Source organism: Rhodococcus kronopolitis (genome assembly GCF_042654025.1).
GTDB lineage: Bacteria > Actinomycetota > Actinomycetes > Mycobacteriales > Mycobacteriaceae > Rhodococcus_G > Rhodococcus_G kronopolitis.
Genome location: NZ_JBHSFO010000003.1, coordinates 42,467 through 57,262, shown reverse-complemented (window position 1 = coordinate 57,262; position 14,796 = coordinate 42,467). Strand labels below are relative to the sequence as shown.

General features: G+C 71.5%; 17 protein-coding genes. 4 read left to right on the top strand and 13 right to left on the bottom strand.

What is annotated here, in order from left to right:
• The 10 genes from ACFO6S_RS06810 to ACFO6S_RS06765 all read right to left on the bottom strand — a co-directional run bounded on the left by ACFO6S_RS06810 (position 1) and on the right by ACFO6S_RS06765 (position 7,605).
• Complete coding sequence (locus tag ACFO6S_RS06810) at positions 1–405, bottom strand: ectoine synthase (protein WP_378415353.1); 405 nt, start codon at positions 403–405, stop codon at positions 1–3.
• Entirely contained in the window at positions 402–1,688 is a 1,287-nt protein-coding gene (gene ectB, locus ACFO6S_RS06805) for a diaminobutyrate--2-oxoglutarate transaminase (protein ID WP_378415351.1), read from the bottom strand. The genes ACFO6S_RS06810 and ectB overlap by 4 nt, the downstream gene beginning before the upstream one ends.
• On the bottom strand, positions 1,685–2,212 hold the full coding sequence (gene ectA / locus ACFO6S_RS06800) for a diaminobutyrate acetyltransferase (RefSeq protein ID WP_378415350.1): 528 nt from the start codon (positions 2,210–2,212) through the stop codon (positions 1,685–1,687). Before ectA ends, ectB begins: the two co-directional genes overlap by 4 nt.
• Before the next feature lie 79 nt (positions 2,213–2,291).
• Positions 2,292–3,686 (bottom strand): ATP-binding protein, encoded by a 1,395-nt coding sequence (locus ACFO6S_RS06795; protein WP_378415348.1) that lies wholly within the window; start codon positions 3,684–3,686, stop codon positions 2,292–2,294.
• Positions 3,673–4,383: a response regulator gene (locus ACFO6S_RS06790; RefSeq protein WP_378415346.1), complete on the bottom strand. Its 711-nt coding sequence runs from the start codon at positions 4,381–4,383 to the stop codon at positions 3,673–3,675. The genes ACFO6S_RS06795 and ACFO6S_RS06790 overlap by 14 nt, the downstream gene beginning before the upstream one ends.
• A gap of 91 nt (positions 4,384–4,474) precedes the next feature.
• Entirely contained in the window at positions 4,475–5,212 is a 738-nt protein-coding gene (locus ACFO6S_RS06785) for an SRPBCC family protein (RefSeq protein WP_378415345.1), read from the bottom strand.
• Positions 5,209–5,871 carry an alpha/beta hydrolase family protein gene (locus ACFO6S_RS06780; protein ID WP_378415343.1) on the bottom strand — a complete coding sequence of 221 codons (663 nt, stop codon included), beginning with the start codon at positions 5,869–5,871 and terminating at the stop codon, positions 5,209–5,211. The genes ACFO6S_RS06785 and ACFO6S_RS06780 overlap by 4 nt, the downstream gene beginning before the upstream one ends.
• Before the next feature lie 41 nt (positions 5,872–5,912).
• Entirely contained in the window at positions 5,913–6,239 is a 327-nt protein-coding gene (locus ACFO6S_RS06775; protein WP_378415342.1) for a cupin domain-containing protein, read from the bottom strand.
• Positions 6,240–6,325: 86 nt separating this feature from the next.
• Positions 6,326–6,811, bottom strand: a complete 486-nt coding sequence (locus ACFO6S_RS06770) for a dihydrofolate reductase (protein ID WP_378415340.1) — start codon at positions 6,809–6,811, stop codon at positions 6,326–6,328.
• Complete coding sequence (locus tag ACFO6S_RS06765) at positions 6,811–7,605, bottom strand: thymidylate synthase (RefSeq protein WP_378415338.1); 795 nt, start codon at positions 7,603–7,605, stop codon at positions 6,811–6,813. Before ACFO6S_RS06765 ends, ACFO6S_RS06770 begins: the two co-directional genes overlap by 1 nt.
• 48 nt (positions 7,606–7,653) lie before the next feature.
• Between ACFO6S_RS06765 and cobF the strand changes: the two genes are divergently transcribed.
• Positions 7,654–8,394 carry a precorrin-6A synthase (deacetylating) gene (gene cobF / locus ACFO6S_RS06760; protein WP_378415337.1) on the top strand — a complete coding sequence of 247 codons (741 nt, stop codon included), beginning with the start codon at positions 7,654–7,656 and terminating at the stop codon, positions 8,392–8,394.
• A gap of 18 nt (positions 8,395–8,412) precedes the next feature.
• Positions 8,413–9,288, top strand: coding sequence for an Fpg/Nei family DNA glycosylase (locus ACFO6S_RS06755; protein WP_378415335.1), 876 nt, complete (start codon positions 8,413–8,415; stop codon positions 9,286–9,288).
• Between the two features lie 16 nt (positions 9,289–9,304).
• Here ACFO6S_RS06755 and ACFO6S_RS06750 read toward each other — a convergent pair whose 3' ends face one another.
• Both ACFO6S_RS06750 and ACFO6S_RS06745 read right to left on the bottom strand, forming a co-directional pair.
• Positions 9,305–10,795 (bottom strand): carboxylesterase/lipase family protein, encoded by a 1,491-nt coding sequence (locus ACFO6S_RS06750; protein ID WP_378415334.1) that lies wholly within the window; start codon positions 10,793–10,795, stop codon positions 9,305–9,307.
• Entirely contained in the window at positions 10,788–12,251 is a 1,464-nt protein-coding gene (locus ACFO6S_RS06745) for a dihydrolipoyl dehydrogenase family protein (protein WP_378415332.1), read from the bottom strand. Before ACFO6S_RS06745 ends, ACFO6S_RS06750 begins: the two co-directional genes overlap by 8 nt.
• A gap of 31 nt (positions 12,252–12,282) precedes the next feature.
• Here ACFO6S_RS06745 and ACFO6S_RS06740 point away from each other — a divergent pair, with 31 nt between their 5' ends.
• Positions 12,283–13,047 (top strand): SDR family oxidoreductase, encoded by a 765-nt coding sequence (locus ACFO6S_RS06740; RefSeq protein WP_378415331.1) that lies wholly within the window; start codon positions 12,283–12,285, stop codon positions 13,045–13,047.
• Positions 13,048–13,058: 11 nt separating this feature from the next.
• On the opposite strand, the gene ACFO6S_RS06735 is transcribed toward ACFO6S_RS06740, so the two are convergent.
• Positions 13,059–13,820 (bottom strand): crotonase/enoyl-CoA hydratase family protein, encoded by a 762-nt coding sequence (locus tag ACFO6S_RS06735; protein ID WP_378415329.1) that lies wholly within the window; start codon positions 13,818–13,820, stop codon positions 13,059–13,061.
• A gap of 113 nt (positions 13,821–13,933) precedes the next feature.
• Here ACFO6S_RS06735 and ACFO6S_RS06730 point away from each other — a divergent pair, with 113 nt between their 5' ends.
• Positions 13,934–14,770, top strand: a complete 837-nt coding sequence (locus ACFO6S_RS06730) for an FAD:protein FMN transferase (protein WP_378415327.1) — start codon at positions 13,934–13,936, stop codon at positions 14,768–14,770.
• Positions 14,771–14,796 lie beyond the last annotated feature (26 nt).

Genomic DNA, 14,796 nt, shown 5'->3' with positions numbered 1-14,796 from the left:
TCAGACCCGGCTCGGGTCCTCGACCAGCGGATACACCCCGTGCTCGTCGTGCACCTCGCGGCCGGTCACCGGCGGATTGAACACGCACAGCATCCGCATCTCGGTGACCGGTTCGACGCGGTGCCGCTCGTGGCCGTCGAGCAGGTACATGGTGCCCGGCCGCAGCTGGTGGACCTCGCCGTTGTCGAGGTCGGTGAGGATGCCGTCGCCGGCGATCAGCCAGACCGCCTCGACGTGGTGGGCGTAGTGGAACTCGTTGACGGTTCCGGCGGCGATGGTGGTCTCGTGGAAGGAGAACCCGACGGCGTCGCCCGCGAGGACGATGCGCTTGGAACGCCAGTTTCCGTCGGCACTGGTGACGTCGCGGTCGGTGTCGGTGATCTCGTCGGTGGTACGCACGATCATGCGCGCTGCTCCTGTTCTCGGCACACGGAGGCCACGGCCTCGGTGAGGATGTTCAGTCCGAGTGCCAATTCGTCGGTTGAAATGGTCAGTGGTGGAAGAAGTTTCACTACCTCGTCGGTGGGGCCGGCGGTCTCGGCGAGCAGGCCGGCGTCGAAGGCGGTGCGGCACACCGCTGCGGCCTGCTCCGGACGTGTGAACGCCAGGCCCTGGACGAGGCCGCGTCCGCGGGCGCTGAGGCCGTCGAAGCGGCCCGCCAGGTCGGCCAGTGCCGCGTGCACCTGATCGCCCTTGGTGCGCACCGACCGGGCGAGCATGCCGTCGGACCAGTACTGCTCGAGCGCGGCGGTGGCGGTGACGAAGGCCGGGTTGTTGCCGCGGAAGGTGCCGTTGTGCTCGCCGGGGGCCCACACGTCGAGTTCGGGCCGCATCAGGGTCAGGGCCATCGGCAGGCCGTAGCCGCCGATCGACTTGGACAGGGTGACGATGTCGGGGGTGATGCCGGCAACCTCGAACGAGAAGAACGGGCCGGTACGGCCGCAGCCCATCTGCACGTCGTCGACGATCAGCAGGATCCCGCGGCTCGAGCAGAGGTCGGCGAGGGCTCGCAGCCACTCGGGCCGGGCGACGTTGACGCCGCCCTCGCCCTGGACGGTCTCGACGATCACGGCGGCGGGACGGTTGAGTCCGCTGCCGGTGTCGTCGAGGACGCGTTCGAACCAGTGGAAGTCGGGCATCTCGCCGTCGAAGTAGTTGTCGAACGGCATCGGTGTCGAGTGCACCAGCGGGATACCGGCACCGGCCCGCTTCATCGAGTTTCCGGTCACCGACAGCGAGCCGAGGGTCATCCCGTGGAAGGCGCCGGTGAAGTTGACGATCGAGGAGCGGCCGGTCACCTTGCGCGCGAGTTTGAGTGCGGCCTCCACGGCATTGGTGCCGGTGGGTCCGGGGAACTGGACCTTGTAGTCCAGGCCACGGGGCGCGAGGATGTTGCGCTGGAAGGTCTCGAGGAACCGGCGCTTGGCGACGGTGTTCATGTCGAGTCCGTGGGTGATGCCGTCGGAGTCCAGGTATTCGAGCAGGGCACGCTTGAGGACGGGATTGTTGTGGCCGTAGTTCAGTGCGCCCGCGCCGGCGAAGAAGTCGAGGTAGTCACGGCCGGCCTCGTCCTGGATCCAGGAGCCGCGGGCCCGGGTGAATACCGCCGGCCAGGCCCGGCTGTAGCTGCGTACCTCGGATTCGCGTTGCTCGAAGATGGTGGTGTCGGGCGCCAGCACGGTGGTCATCGATGTCCGCCTTTGTGGATCGGTCCTATGGTGTAGAGGTCCTCGGTCTCGTGCGTGTCCGGAAAATGATCCGCCGAAAGCAGTGGGCGGCAGTAGATGCCGGTGTCATGGCGCCTCGCAAGCGAGGTGAACATCGCAATCGAGCCGGAATTCTGTGCGGTGATGGTGGTTTCGACGAACCGAACACTGAACGGCCGTACCCGGGTGAGGACTCGGTCGAGCATGGCGACGCCAATCCCGCGGCCGCGCGCGGCCGCGTCGACCGCCACCTGCCAGATGAACACGGTGTCCGGCGCTTCGGAGCGGATGTATCCGGTGACGAATCCGACCACGCGGCCGTCGAGTTCGGCGACCGCCGAGGTGTTGCGGAAGTCGCGACACCACAGTAGGTAGGCGTAACTGGAGTTGACGTCGAGGACCCCGGAGTCGCAGGCGATCTGCCACATCCGGGTTCCGTCGGACAGCCGTGGTCGACGCAGGGTCATCGTCTCCGCACGAGCGGCCGTGGCGAGGTTGTCGGGCATGGTGCTCCCTTCTGGAGTCGGGAGTCCCAGGGTGCTCGAACGATGTTGAGCTGGCCCTGTCGCCTACTTTGCGATTGCGTTACGGAACCGTGAGGGGCCCGGGAACGTGCGGGAGGGCGACAGTGAATCGGGCGCCACCGCCGGGATGCTCTCCGCACGAGACCCTTCCGCCGTGCGCGGCAACGGTTTCGGCGACCAAGGCGAGTCCCAGCCCGGTACCGCCGCCGGCGGCGGACCGGCGACCGAGATGCGCGGTGGCGAACCGTTCGAAGATTCGTTGTCGGTCCACGACGGGGACACCGGGACCGCGGTCGTCGACCTCGATGACCACCTGCGCCTCGAGCCTGCGGACGGTGACCCCGACCAGGCCGCCGCCGTGCCGGTCTGCGTTGTCCATCAGGTTGGTCAGCGCCCGCTCGAGCGCCAGTTTGCGGCCGTCGACGTGCCCGTCGTCCACGACCGTCACCAGTTGCGGGGAGCGTTTCGAGCGGACCATGGTGTGTGTCAACAGGTCTGCCGCCGAGATCGGTTCCGGTTCGTCCTGGTGCAGTCCGGCCTCCGATCGCGCCAGCGCGAGCAGATCGTCGAGGAGGCGGCGGAGGTGGTCCAGTTCGGCGTTGATCAGATCCAGTGCCCGGCCGGAACGTTCGGGCATCTCGTGGCGTTGCCGGTCGAGCACCCCGACGCTGGTGATCAGCGTGGTCAACGGGGTGCGCAGTTCGTGGCTGACGTCGCCGAAGAACCGCCGTTCGCGCTCGATCCGCTGGTGCAGGGAGTCGACCATCACGTTGAACGAGGTGGTGATCGTGTCGAGATCGCGGTCGGAGGTGGGAGTCAGTCGGCTGTCGAGGTCGCCGCCGGAGATCCGGGCGGCGGTTCCCGCGAGCTCGTGCAGCGGCTTCAGCACACGACGGCTGGCCCAGAAGCCCACCGCGGCACCGGCGATGGTGGTGGCCAGTGCGCAGGAGACCAGCGCGATGCGCAGGATCTGCAGGGTGGAGTGCAGTTCGACCACCGGGGCCAGCTCGTACAGGATGTCGCCGGCGTCGTTGAGGACCAGTCGGACGCCGATGTAGGGGTGGCCGGCGATGGTGGCGTGCACCGTCGCGTTGCCCTCGTCCGCAGAGGCGGCGCGCAGTTCGTCGGGCAGCAGCGACGGGGAAATCCCGGGGTCGGAGGTGGACCAGGTCGACTGCCGGTCGAGCAGCAGTACGGTGTCGGCGGGCAGGTCGACCGCACGCAGGATCTCCTCTGCCGACGCGTCGGACGCATACAGCAGGCTGCGCACGAAGTCGGCATGGGTGGATGTCTGCCGTTGCGCGGACCGTTCCCGCTGGCCGACCATGTACTCGCGGCTCGTGGTGAAGACGGCGAGGGAGAGCGCCAGCGACACGAGTGCGGCGCCGACCGCGAACGACAGGATGATCCGGTCGCGCAGCCCTCGTCGCCGGAGGCGGAGGCTACCGCGGGGCATCGAACCGGTAGCCGAGTCCGCGGACTGTCACCACCATGCGCGGGTCCGAGGAGTCCTTCTCGATCTTGGTCCGCAGCCGACGCACGTGCACGTCGACGATCCGCTCGTCACCGAAGAAGCCGCGATCCCACACCCGCTCCAGCAGGATGCTGCGGCTGAGCACCAGGCCGGGCGATTGGGCGAGCTCACACAGCAGTCGGAACTCGGTCAGCGTCAGGTGCACCTGTTCGTCGCCGCGCCGGACGATGCCGCCGCCGGGGGAGAGCACCAGTGGCAGGTGTGGGTCCGGCTCGAGGACGATGTCGGGCGGTGCGCTGGCCGAGCTCGTGGCACCCGCGCGTCGCCGCAGGGCCCGCATCCGGGCGGTGATCTCCTTGATCTCGAACGGTTTGGTGACGTAGTCGTCGGCACCGGCCTCCAACGCTGCGACCACGTCGTGGGTGTCGTCGCGTGCGCTGACCACGATGATCGGGACGTCGTGGTTGTGCCGGACCAGCCGGATGCACGTGAAACCGTCCATCGCGCCGAGCATCAGGTCGACGATCATCACCTCCGGGGGGCCACAGCGTCGCAGGTGGTCGAGGGCCGATTCCGCGTCCGGCGCCTCGTCGACGTCGTAGCCCTCGTCTTCCAGGGCCAGGCGCAGCGCGGCCCGGACACGGTCGTCGTCCTCGACGATCAGCAGGTTGATACCCATCACGCCATACTGGCAAACGCGGTTTCGGTGGCCGCGGCGCCGGGACCCTCGTCGACGTCGACGCAGGTCAAGGCCGGTCGAGGGCGGCGGTTCAGCCGCAGTCGCAGCTGCCCGCGCTCGCGCGGGTGTCCCACCAGCTGCCCCACCGGTCCGCGAGGGCCGCGAACTCCTCGGCGCCCTGGCCGTAGGTGCTCATGACGATCTGAGCGCCTCCGTCGGGGCGCTGCGGGCTGCCGGGCAGGACGCCGAGCATCAGCAGCCCCGGCCCCCACCCGTCCACGGTCAGCCCGAGCTGGGTGGGGGAGCGGAACCACACCGTGCCGCTCAGGGGGTCACCGGTCGCCGCCGTCGCCGAGTACCGGGAACCGGGGTCGCCCACGACGGCGTCCACCCCGAGCAGGTGCGCGGCAGTGACGCCGCCGGTCGGCCCGTCCAGGTGCAGGGTGCGGCGCTCGGCGAGGTCGTGCCGTTCCAGGCCGAAGCGCAGCTGCTGCAGGAAGGTGGTCCAGCCCTCGGTGATGTCCTCGTACCAGTCGTCCCACTCCGGGTTGCGGCCCTTGGGTGTCCGGGTGATCCGCACGGTGGTGGCGTCGCCGCAGGGGGTGAGGGTGAAGCGGTCGCCGCCCTGCAGGGTCAGGGTCCGCGACGACGCGTCCTCGCTCACCCCGTCGAAGTAGATCTGCGTGATCTCCGCGTCCAGGCCGTCCTCGCCGTCGTACTCCCAGCCGTGCCAGCGCCGGATCCGGGCCGGGTCGCGCAGGGCCTGCCAGAGGAGGTCGGGCGAGGCGGCAACGGCGGCCTCGATCACGGGCTGCGGGGCGGTGGTCATCGCGGGTCCTCCGGTAGGGGCGTGGGCAGCGCGAAGGCCCGCGTGGCGGCGGCCACCGCGCGCGGGACGGCGTCGCTGCGGTCCGGGGCCAGGTCGTGTCCCTTGCCCTCGACCAGCACCAGCTCGGTCGGGGCGGGCACCAGGGTGAGCGCCTCCCGGAGCTCGTCCGGCGTACCGAACGGGTCGCGGGTGCCGTGCACGAAGACACAGGGGCAGCGCAGGTCCGGAAGGTGTGCGGTCCTGGCCTTCTCGGGCTTGCCGGGCGGGTGCAGCGGGTACGAGAACAGCAGCAGGCCGTCGCAGATCTCGGGGCGCTCGGCCGCCAGCATCGACGACTGCCTGCCGCCGTACGAGTGCCCGCCGAGCAGCAGCGGTCCCGGGGCGAGTCCGCGGACCGCGGCGGCGGCCGCCGCGATGCCGTCCCGGTCCTGGTTCGCGGTGGACGGGCTGGGCGGACCCTTCGGCCGCCGCTGCCGGAACGGCAGGTCGTAGCGCAGCACCAGCAGCCCGCGATCGGCGAACTCGTCGCCCGCGCGGCGCAGCAGCGGCGCCTCGCAGTTGCCGCCGGCGCCGTGCGCCAGCAGCAACGCGGCCACCGGCTCGCCGTCCGGACGGTGCAGGTGGCCGTGCACGCCGTCGCGCTCGAACAACTCGCTCATGGCGCCCAAACCTACGCGCCCGCCGCGGTCTCGGTCGCGTGCTACTTGGCGACGGTGAGCAGGAACGCGACGTCCTCGAGGGCCTCGACGCTGTGCCGGGCCTGCGGAATGACCAGCAGGTCGCCCGTCGAGCCCTTCCAGGAGTTCTCGCCGGCGACGAGGGACAGGGTTCCGCTCAGGACCAGAAGGGTGGCGTCCCCGGCGTTGTCGTGCTCGGCCAGGCCCTCGCCGGCGCGCAGCGCGACCACCGTCTGCCGGAGGGCGCGGGAATGGCCCCCGACGAGCGTCTGCGAACTGCGGCCGCTCGAGGCGGCGGCGGCGAGTTTGAGCTGTTGCCGCGCAACGGCGGTCAGCGACTTCTTGTCCATCTCGTGCCTCTCGAAGGTGGGTCTGTCACCTGCCCCAGCAGTATGACCCACGTCACGCGAAAGAGGGTCGAGGGTGGGGTAACGAGTCAGCGTCGGACGTAGGTGCGGAACCGGAACCGGACGCCGTCCCGGCTGGAGGTCTGCCAGTCCCCCGTGTGGTCGGGGGACCACTGCGGGCCGATCTGCGGCGCGTGGGCGTCGCCCTCGACGTCCAGGTCGACCTCCGTCACCGCCAGTCTGTCGGCGAGATCCATTGTGGCGGTGTAGATCTGTCCGCCGCCGATGATCCAGGTCTCGCCGTCGCCTGCCAGGGCCAGCGCGTCGGGCACCGAGTGCGCGGCCTCGGCGCCGTCGGCCGCCCAGTGGGGGTCGCGGGTGACCACGATGTTGCGCCGTTCGCTGAACGGCCGGAACCGGGCCGGGATCGAGTCCCAGGTCTTGCGGCCCATCACCACGGGGTGGCCGGTGGTCACGTCCTTGAAGTAGGCCATGTCCTCGGGGATGCGCCACGGGATCGCGCCGTCGCGGCCGATCACCCCGGACCGGTCCTGCGCCCAGATCAGACCGATCACTAGACGGCCACCGGGGCCTTGATGGCCGGGTGGTGCCGGTAGCCGACGATCTCGACGTCCTCGAACTCGTAGTCGAAGATCGAGTCCCGCTTGCGCAGCTTCAGCGTCGGGTACTCGTAGGGCTCGCGGCTCAGCTGCTCGGCGACCTGCTCGGTGTGGTTGTCGTAGATGTGGCAGTCGCCGCCGGTCCAGATGAACTCGCCCACCTCGAGCCCCGCCTGCTGGGCCACCATGTGGGTGAGCAGCGCGTAGCTGGCGATGTTGAACGGCACGCCGAGGAACAGGTCCGCGCTGCGCTGGTAGAGCTGGCAGGAGAGCCTGCCGTCGGCGACGTAGAACTGGAAGAAGGCGTGGCAGGGGGCCAGCGCCATCTGCGGGATCTCGCCGACGTTCCAGGCCGAGACGATCATCCGGCGCGAGTCCGGGTCCGACTTGAGGGTCTCGATCACCTGCGCGATCTGGTCGACGTGCTCGCCCGACGGGGTCGGCCAGTTCCGCCACTGCACGCCGTAGACCGGGCCCAGCTCGCCCTCGGGGGAGGCCCACTCGTCCCAGATGGTGACGCCGTGGTCCTGCAGCCACTTGACGTTGGACTCGCCGCGCAGGAACCACAGCAGCTCGTAGACGATGGACTTGAGGTGCACCTTCTTGGTGGTGACCAGCGGGAAGCCCTCGCGCAGGTCGAAGCGCATCTGGTGACCGAAGACACTGCGGGTGCCGGTTCCGGTGCGGTCGGCCTTCGGGGTGCCGGTCGCCGTGACCAGGCGCAGGAGGTCTTCGTAGGGAGTGTGCACGGGTGCGAGTGTAATTGCGTGGGCGCGGCCACAGCTAACCTGCTTCACATGCGTGAGCTCCTCGTGATCGGCATCGGTGCCGGCGACCCCGACCAGGTGACCATCCAGGCCGTCAAGGCCATGAACAGGGCCGACGTCTTCTTCGTCATCGGCAAGGGTGACGAGAAGCAGGACCTGGTGGACCTGCGGATGGGCATCCTCGACGAGCACATGAGCGGGCCGTACCGGGTGGTCGACATCGCCGACCCGCCGCGCGACCGGACGCCGTCGGACTACGAGGGCGTCGTCGACGACTGGCACGACCGGCGGGCCGCGGTCTTCGAGGCCGAGTTCGACGCCGTCGACGGCGTCGGCGCGATCCTGGTCTGGGGCGACCCCTCGCTCTACGACAGCACCCTGCGGATCGTCGAGCGGGTGCTCGCGCGCGGCAACGCCGACTTCGACTACGCGGTGATCCCCGGCGTCACCAGCGTGCAGTCGCTGGCCGCCCAGCACCGGATCGTGCTCAACCGGATCGGTCGTCCGGTCCACATCACCACCGGCCGCCGGCTGCGCGAGGGCCTGCCCGACGGGGTGGACGACGCCGTGGTGATGCTCGACGCCGACTGCACCTTCACCCAGGTCCCGGGCGACGACGCCGAGATCTGGTGGGGGGCCTACCTCGGCACCGACGACGAGGTGCTGATCTCCGGGAACCTGCGTCAGGTGGAGGACGAGATCGTCCGGGTCCGCACCGAGCTGCGCGAACGCAAGGGCTGGATCATGGACACCTATCTGATCCGGCGCTGACGCCTTACGCTTGGTCGCATGCCCGAACTGCCCGAGGTAGAGGCCCTGGCACAGTTCCTGCGCACCCATGCGGTGGGTGCGGTGATCGGGAGGGTGGACGTCGCGGCGCTGAGCGTGCTCAAGACCTTCGACCCGCCGCTCTCGACGCTGCCGGGCCGCGACGTCAGCGGCGCCGCCCGGTTCGGCAAGCACCTCGGCATCCGGTGCGGCGAGGAGGACGGGCTGTGGCTGATCACCCACCTGTCCCGGGCCGGCTGGCTGCGCTGGGTCGACCACCCCGCCGACGCGCCGCCCAAGCCCGGCAAGGGGCCGCTGGCGTTGCGGGTGCACTTCTTCGCCCCGGACGGCGGCAACCCGGCGATCGACCTCACCGAGGCGGGTACCCAGAAGCGGCTCGCGGTCTGGCTGGTGCGCACCCCGGCCGAGGTGCCGACCATCGCCAAGCTCGGGCCCGACGCCCTCGACGTCACCGAGGCGGCGTTCGCCCGGCTGCTCGCCAAGACCGGCCAGCGGGTCAAGTCCGCGCTCACCGACCAGAGCGTGCTCGCCGGGATCGGCAACGCGTACTCCGACGAGATCCTGCACGTGGCGCAGTTGTCGCCGTTCGCCACGGCGAACAAGCTGACCGAGGAGCAGGTGGCCGTCCTCCACACCGCGATGCGATCGGTGCTGACCGACGCGGTCACCCGCTCGGTCGGTCAGGACGCGGCGCGGCTCAAGGGGGAGAAGCGCTCCGGCATGCGGGTACACGCCCGCACCGGCCTGGCCTGCCCGGTGTGCGGGGACACGGTGCGCGAGGTGTCGTACGCGCAGCGTTCGTTCCAGTACTGCCCGACCTGTCAGACGGGCGGCAAGGTCCTCGCGGATCGGCGGATGTCCAAGCTGCTCAAGTGAATCGTCGGGACACCGCTCAGCGGCGGTGTTGGTAGCCGATCCAGGCCCGACGCAGCTCGGCGTGCGGGTCGTGCTCGACCCGGGCGACCGTGTCGACGACCATCGTCTCGCGGCGCTCGGCGGTGTACCGCGGCCACGTCGGCAGGGGCTCGCCGTGCCGGGCGAAGTGCAGCCAGTGCGACTGCACGATCGAGGTGACCGCGCGCAACCCCTTCCGGCCGCCGAGCACCGTCGCCCCGCGTCCGAGCAGCCGGTCGGCGGCGCCGAACACCGCGAGCAGTTCGGTTCCGTGGGTGGCGCCGAATCCGGTGGCCCGCAGCAGGCGCGGTGCGAAGTCGTAGCGGTAGTCGTAGGTGGGCGCCACCGCCGCGTGGGCCTGTGCCACCAGGACGGACGGCTCCCAGAAGGTGACGTCGCCGCCGAGCTGTACGGCGGCCGCGCGGTCCGGGTAGCCGGGATAGGCGGCCAGGATCCGGGCCTTCAGCGCCGGGTCGGTCTCGGCGAACATCTTCTCGATCCGCACCGGGTCGGTGGGGATGATGTCGAGGAACCGTGGGAACATCGTGCCCTCACGGGCATTGGTGCCGATGACGAGCGGCACCCGGTGCTGGTGCCCGTCGGCGAAGACGTCGAGCGGGTGCCGCGGCAGGAACTCGCCGTCGACCAGTGGGGCGAACGCGCGGGTGCCGGGCGCCTCGTCCGCGCCGCGGGCGGCCAGCGCGTCACCGGCCCGGGTCAGGGTCTCGGCACTCGCGGTGGTCAGCGCGGTGACCGGGTCGTCGGCCCCGCCGAGCAGTTCCAGGAACTCCCTCGCCCAGATCTTCGACCGGTGCGGGCCGTACGCGGACGCGGCGGGCGGGCTCTGCGCGATGGCCCGGGCGAACAGTCCGCGCGCGGCGGGCGTGCACATCAGCGTGGTGACCGCGTTGCCGCCGGACGACTCGCCGAACACGGTGACGGCGTCCGGGTCGCCGCCGAACGAGGCGATGTTGCGCCGCACCCACTCCAGTGCGGCCACCTGGTCACGCAGGCCCAGGTTGGAGTCGAAAGTGCGTTCCGGCGTGGAGTACTCGCCGAAGTCGAGGTAGCCGAGCGCGCCGAGCCGGTAGTTCAGCGACACGTACACCACGTGCCCGTTGCGGACCAGCTCGTCGCCCCGGTAGATCGTGGATCGGGAGGTCCCGCCGCTGTATGCGCCACCGTGGATGAACACCATGACCGGCCGCGGGTTGATGCTGCGGACGGCGGGGGTGAGCACGTTCAGGGTCAGGCAGTCCTCGTCGGTGCCACCGGAGTGGCGGCCGAACCGGCCGGACTGCGGTGCGGCCGAACCGAACTCGAGCGCCTCGCGGGGCGCGGTCCAGGTCGCCACCGGCTGCGGCGCCCGCAGCCGAAGCTCGCCCACCGGCGGCGCGGCGTACGGGATGCCGTGCCAGGACCGGAGCCCGCCCTGCTCGCGCCCGAGTACCGGGCCCTCCGCGGTGTGGACGAGCAGCGGGTCAGCCACGGCGGGCCTCGAGCAGCCGCAGCCACACCTCGCTCACGGTCGGGTACGACGGGACGGCGTGCCAGAGCGTGTCCATCGGTACGGCGCCGACCACGGCCACCGTCGCCGCGTGCACCAGCTCGGCGACCTCCGTGCCGGCGAAGGTGGCGCCGACCAGCGTGTCGGTGGTCCGGTCGATGACCAGCTTGGCGCGACCGGTGAAATCGTCTCGGGCCAGTGAGGACCCGGCCACCGCGATCGGCACCTCGACGGTCTCCACGTCGAGTCCGTCGGCGCGGGCCCGGCCTTCGGTGCGGCCGACGGAGGCGACCTCGGGGTCGGTGAAGACCACCTGCGGCACCTGGTCGTGGTCGGCGTGCGCGGTGAAGCGCGGGCCGTCCAGGTCGCGGCCCTCCGCGCGGGCCGCGACCACGTCCCCGCACACACGGGCCTGGTACTTGCCCATGTGGGTGAGCGGCGCCCGGCCGTTGACGTCGCCGACCGCGTAGAGCCACTGTCCGGCAATGCCTGCCACGGTCAGATGCTCGTCGGTGGCGACGTGTCCGGAGCCGGTCGCCACCACGCCCGCCTCGGCGAGCCCCAACGACGCGGTCGCGGGAACACGCCCGGCCGCGACGATCACCTCGTCGACGACGAGCGGCTCGCCGTCGACGACCAGGGTGACCGGCCCGCCGTGGACGCGGCCGATGCCGGTGTCCTCCGGGTTCTCGCGCTCGACCGACTGCAGCCGGGCACCGAACCGCACGCTGGCCCCTGCCTCCCGCAGCGACCGCGTGACCAGTTCGCCGGCAAAGGGTTCCGCGGACGCGAGCAGCGCGTCGCCGCGGACGAGCAGCGTCAGCTCGCGCACCCCGAGGGCGAGCATCCAGTTCGCGCACTCGGTGGCCACCACGCCGCCGCCGATGATCGCCACCCGGGCGGGCACCTCCCGCAGGTTGGTGGCGTCACGCGAGGTCCACGGCAGTGCCGCCGCGAGGCCGGGGACCGGTGGCAGCGCGGCGGTACTGCCGGTGGCCAGCACCACCGCGGAGCGGGCGCGCAAGGTGCGGGTGGGCCCGTCCGGCCGCGTGACGAGCACCGTCCGTTCGCCGCCGAGCGAGCCCGCCCCGCGGATCACCTCGATGCCCACGGACTCCGCCCAGGACACCTGGCCGGAGTCGTCGTGATTGTGGGTGACGGCGTCGCGCCGGCGCAGCACCGCGGGCACGTCGAGACGGCCGACGCCCACCAGGCCGCGGACCCCCGGCATGGCGCGGGCGGAGCCGAGTACCTCCGCGGGCCGGAGCAGTGCCTTGCTGGGCATGCATGCCCAGTACGAGCACTCGCCGCCGACCAGTTCGTGCTCGACGATGGCGGCGGTGCGAGACGATCCGGCGATGGCGTAGGCGGCCGCGTTCTCCCCGGCGGGCCCCCCGCCGATCACGATGACGTCGTATTCGTCCGTCGTGGTGGTCATGGGTTCCACCGTAATGGCAGGGTGGGTGCCCGTGAGCGCAACGCGGCAGACCCGCACCAGCATCCTGATCACCGGCGCCAGCTCCGGGCTGGGCGCCGAGATGGCCCGGCAGTTCGCGGCGAAGGGCCGCAACCTCGCGTTGTGCGCGCGGCGGGTGGCGGCGCTGGACGCGTTGCGGGCGGAACTGCTGGCCGCGCATCCGACGATCACCGTCGCCGTGCGGGCCCTGGACGTCAACGACCATGCCGCGGTGCGCCGCGTCTTCACGGAGCTGGACGGCGAGCTCGGCGGTATCGACCGGTTCGTGGTCAACGCGGGCCTCGGCAAGGGCGCGGTGATCGGGTCCGGCCGCCCGGAAGCCAATCTCGAGACCGCGCAGACCAACTTCGTCGGTGCGCTGGCGCAGGCCGAGGCCGCCCTCGAGTTGCTGCGGGCCCGCGGCGCCGGGCACCTGGTGCTGATCTCGTCGATGAGCGCGGTGCGCGGCCTGCCGAAGGCGCAGACCGCGTATTCGGCGAGCAAGGCGGCGGTCGCGGCGATGGGCGAGGGCCTGGCCACCGAACTGGCGGGCGGGGACATCGTCGTCACGACGGTCCTGCCCGGCTACATCCGCACCCCGATCAACGAGAGGGTCGCCAAGACGCCGCTGATGGCGGACACCGTCCCGGGGGTGCGCTCCATGGTTGCCGCCATCGAGCGGGAACCGCGGCGCGCGGTGGTGCCGGGGTGGCCGTGGCGGCCGATCGACGTGCTGCTGCGGGTCCTGCCGGCCCGGCTGACCGGGCGCTTCATGTAGCGACGGCGCGCTCAGCCGAAGCTGCCGTGCCTGCCCTCGCCTGCCGAGAACCGGGCCGCGCCGGAGAGCGCGTCGGCCTGCACCGCGACCAGCCCCCGCTCGAACTCCTCGCGCAGTGCCGCGTCCTCGTCGAGGCCCTCCTGCCCGAGCAGCGAGAGCCGGTCCTGACGCAGGCAGGTCTGCGGGAACGCGCTCAGTTCGGCGGCCAGTTTCTCCGCCTCGGCCCGGGCCTGGCCGACCGGGACCACCCGGTTCACCAGGCCCATGGACAGGGCCTCCTGCGCGCCGACCGGACGGCCGGTGAGCACCAGGTCCATCGCCCGGCCTGCGCCGATCAGCCTGGGCAGCCGCACCGTGCCGCCGTCGATCAGCGGCACGCCCCAGCGCCGGCAGAACACCCCGAACACCGCGTCCTCCTCGGCGATGCGCAGGTCGCACCACAGGGCGAGCTCGAGCCCGCCCGCGACCGCGTGCCCGGCGATCGCGGCGATCACCGGCTTGCCGAGCCGCATCCGGGTCGGGCCCATCGGGCCGTCGCCGTCCCGGTCCAGCCGGTTGGAGTCCGCCGTGCCCAGCGCCTTGAGGTCGGCGCCCGCGCAGAAGGTGCCGCCGTCGCCGAACAGCACCGCCACCGCGGCGGTGTCGTCGGCGTCAAAAGAGGTGAAGGCGTCCACCAGTGCGGCGGCGGTGGGGCCGTCGACGGCGTTGCGGGCCGCGGGCCGGTGCAGGACGACGGTGGTGACGGCGCGGTCGCGCTCGATACGCACACTCATGGGACGACGTTACTCCGCACGCCGCGGTCGATTGGCAGAATCAGGGCGCATACTGGTATTTCACCCCCCGGCCGACCTCCGGGTCGGCGCGAGAGAGCACCTGGAGCGCGATCATGGTTCCGAGTACGCAGTGGAGCACCTGGGGCAGCGACATCGAGGTGCGCGTCACCGAGTGGGCAGCGCTCGGCGAGGCCGCCGACATCGTGGCCGCGGCATTGTCGGATGTCCGTGCGGCGTGCGACCTTTCGTGTGGTGACGCCGAGCTGCACGCGGTCAACCTGGCGCAGGGCACGCCGGTTCAGGCCAGTCGCCGGCTGCTCGCGCTGATCCGTTCGGCACTGTGGGCGGCGCGGATGACCGGCGGGGCGGTCTCGCCGCTGTCCCGGGACACGGCCGACCCGGTCCTGGTGCCGCCGATCCACCCGGAACCGACCTTCGCCGACATCCGGGTCAGCGGTGACACCGTGCTGGCCCCGTTCGGGGTGTGCCTGGACATCACCGGTACCGCGAAGGCCGGCACCGCGCACGAGGCGGCCCGGGTGGCCGCAGGCATGCTCGAGTGCGGCGTGCTGGTCCGGATCGACGACGTCGTGGCCACCGCGGGGCACTGCCCGATCGGCGGTTGGCAGGTACTGGTCGGGGGGAACGCGACGGCGAGGGTGACCCATTCGGCCGCGGTCGTCGAGGTGCTCACCGGGAACGCGCTCTCGAGCGTGAGCGCCGCGGTGCCGGGCCGGGGCGACGTCGATGCGGGGCTCGAGACCGTCACCGTGCTGACCGACGACGGGCTGTGGGCGTACGCGGCCGCGACCGCCGCGCTCGGCCGGGGTGTCGCGGCGTTGCGGTGGCTGGCCGAGAACGACCTCGCGGGACGGGTGGCCTACCGGCGTGGGGCCGTGCGCACCACCGAGGCGTGGACGCGGTTGGCGAGGCACGGCCACGTCGCATGAGCCTGGCGGCCCGAGGTCCTGGGTCG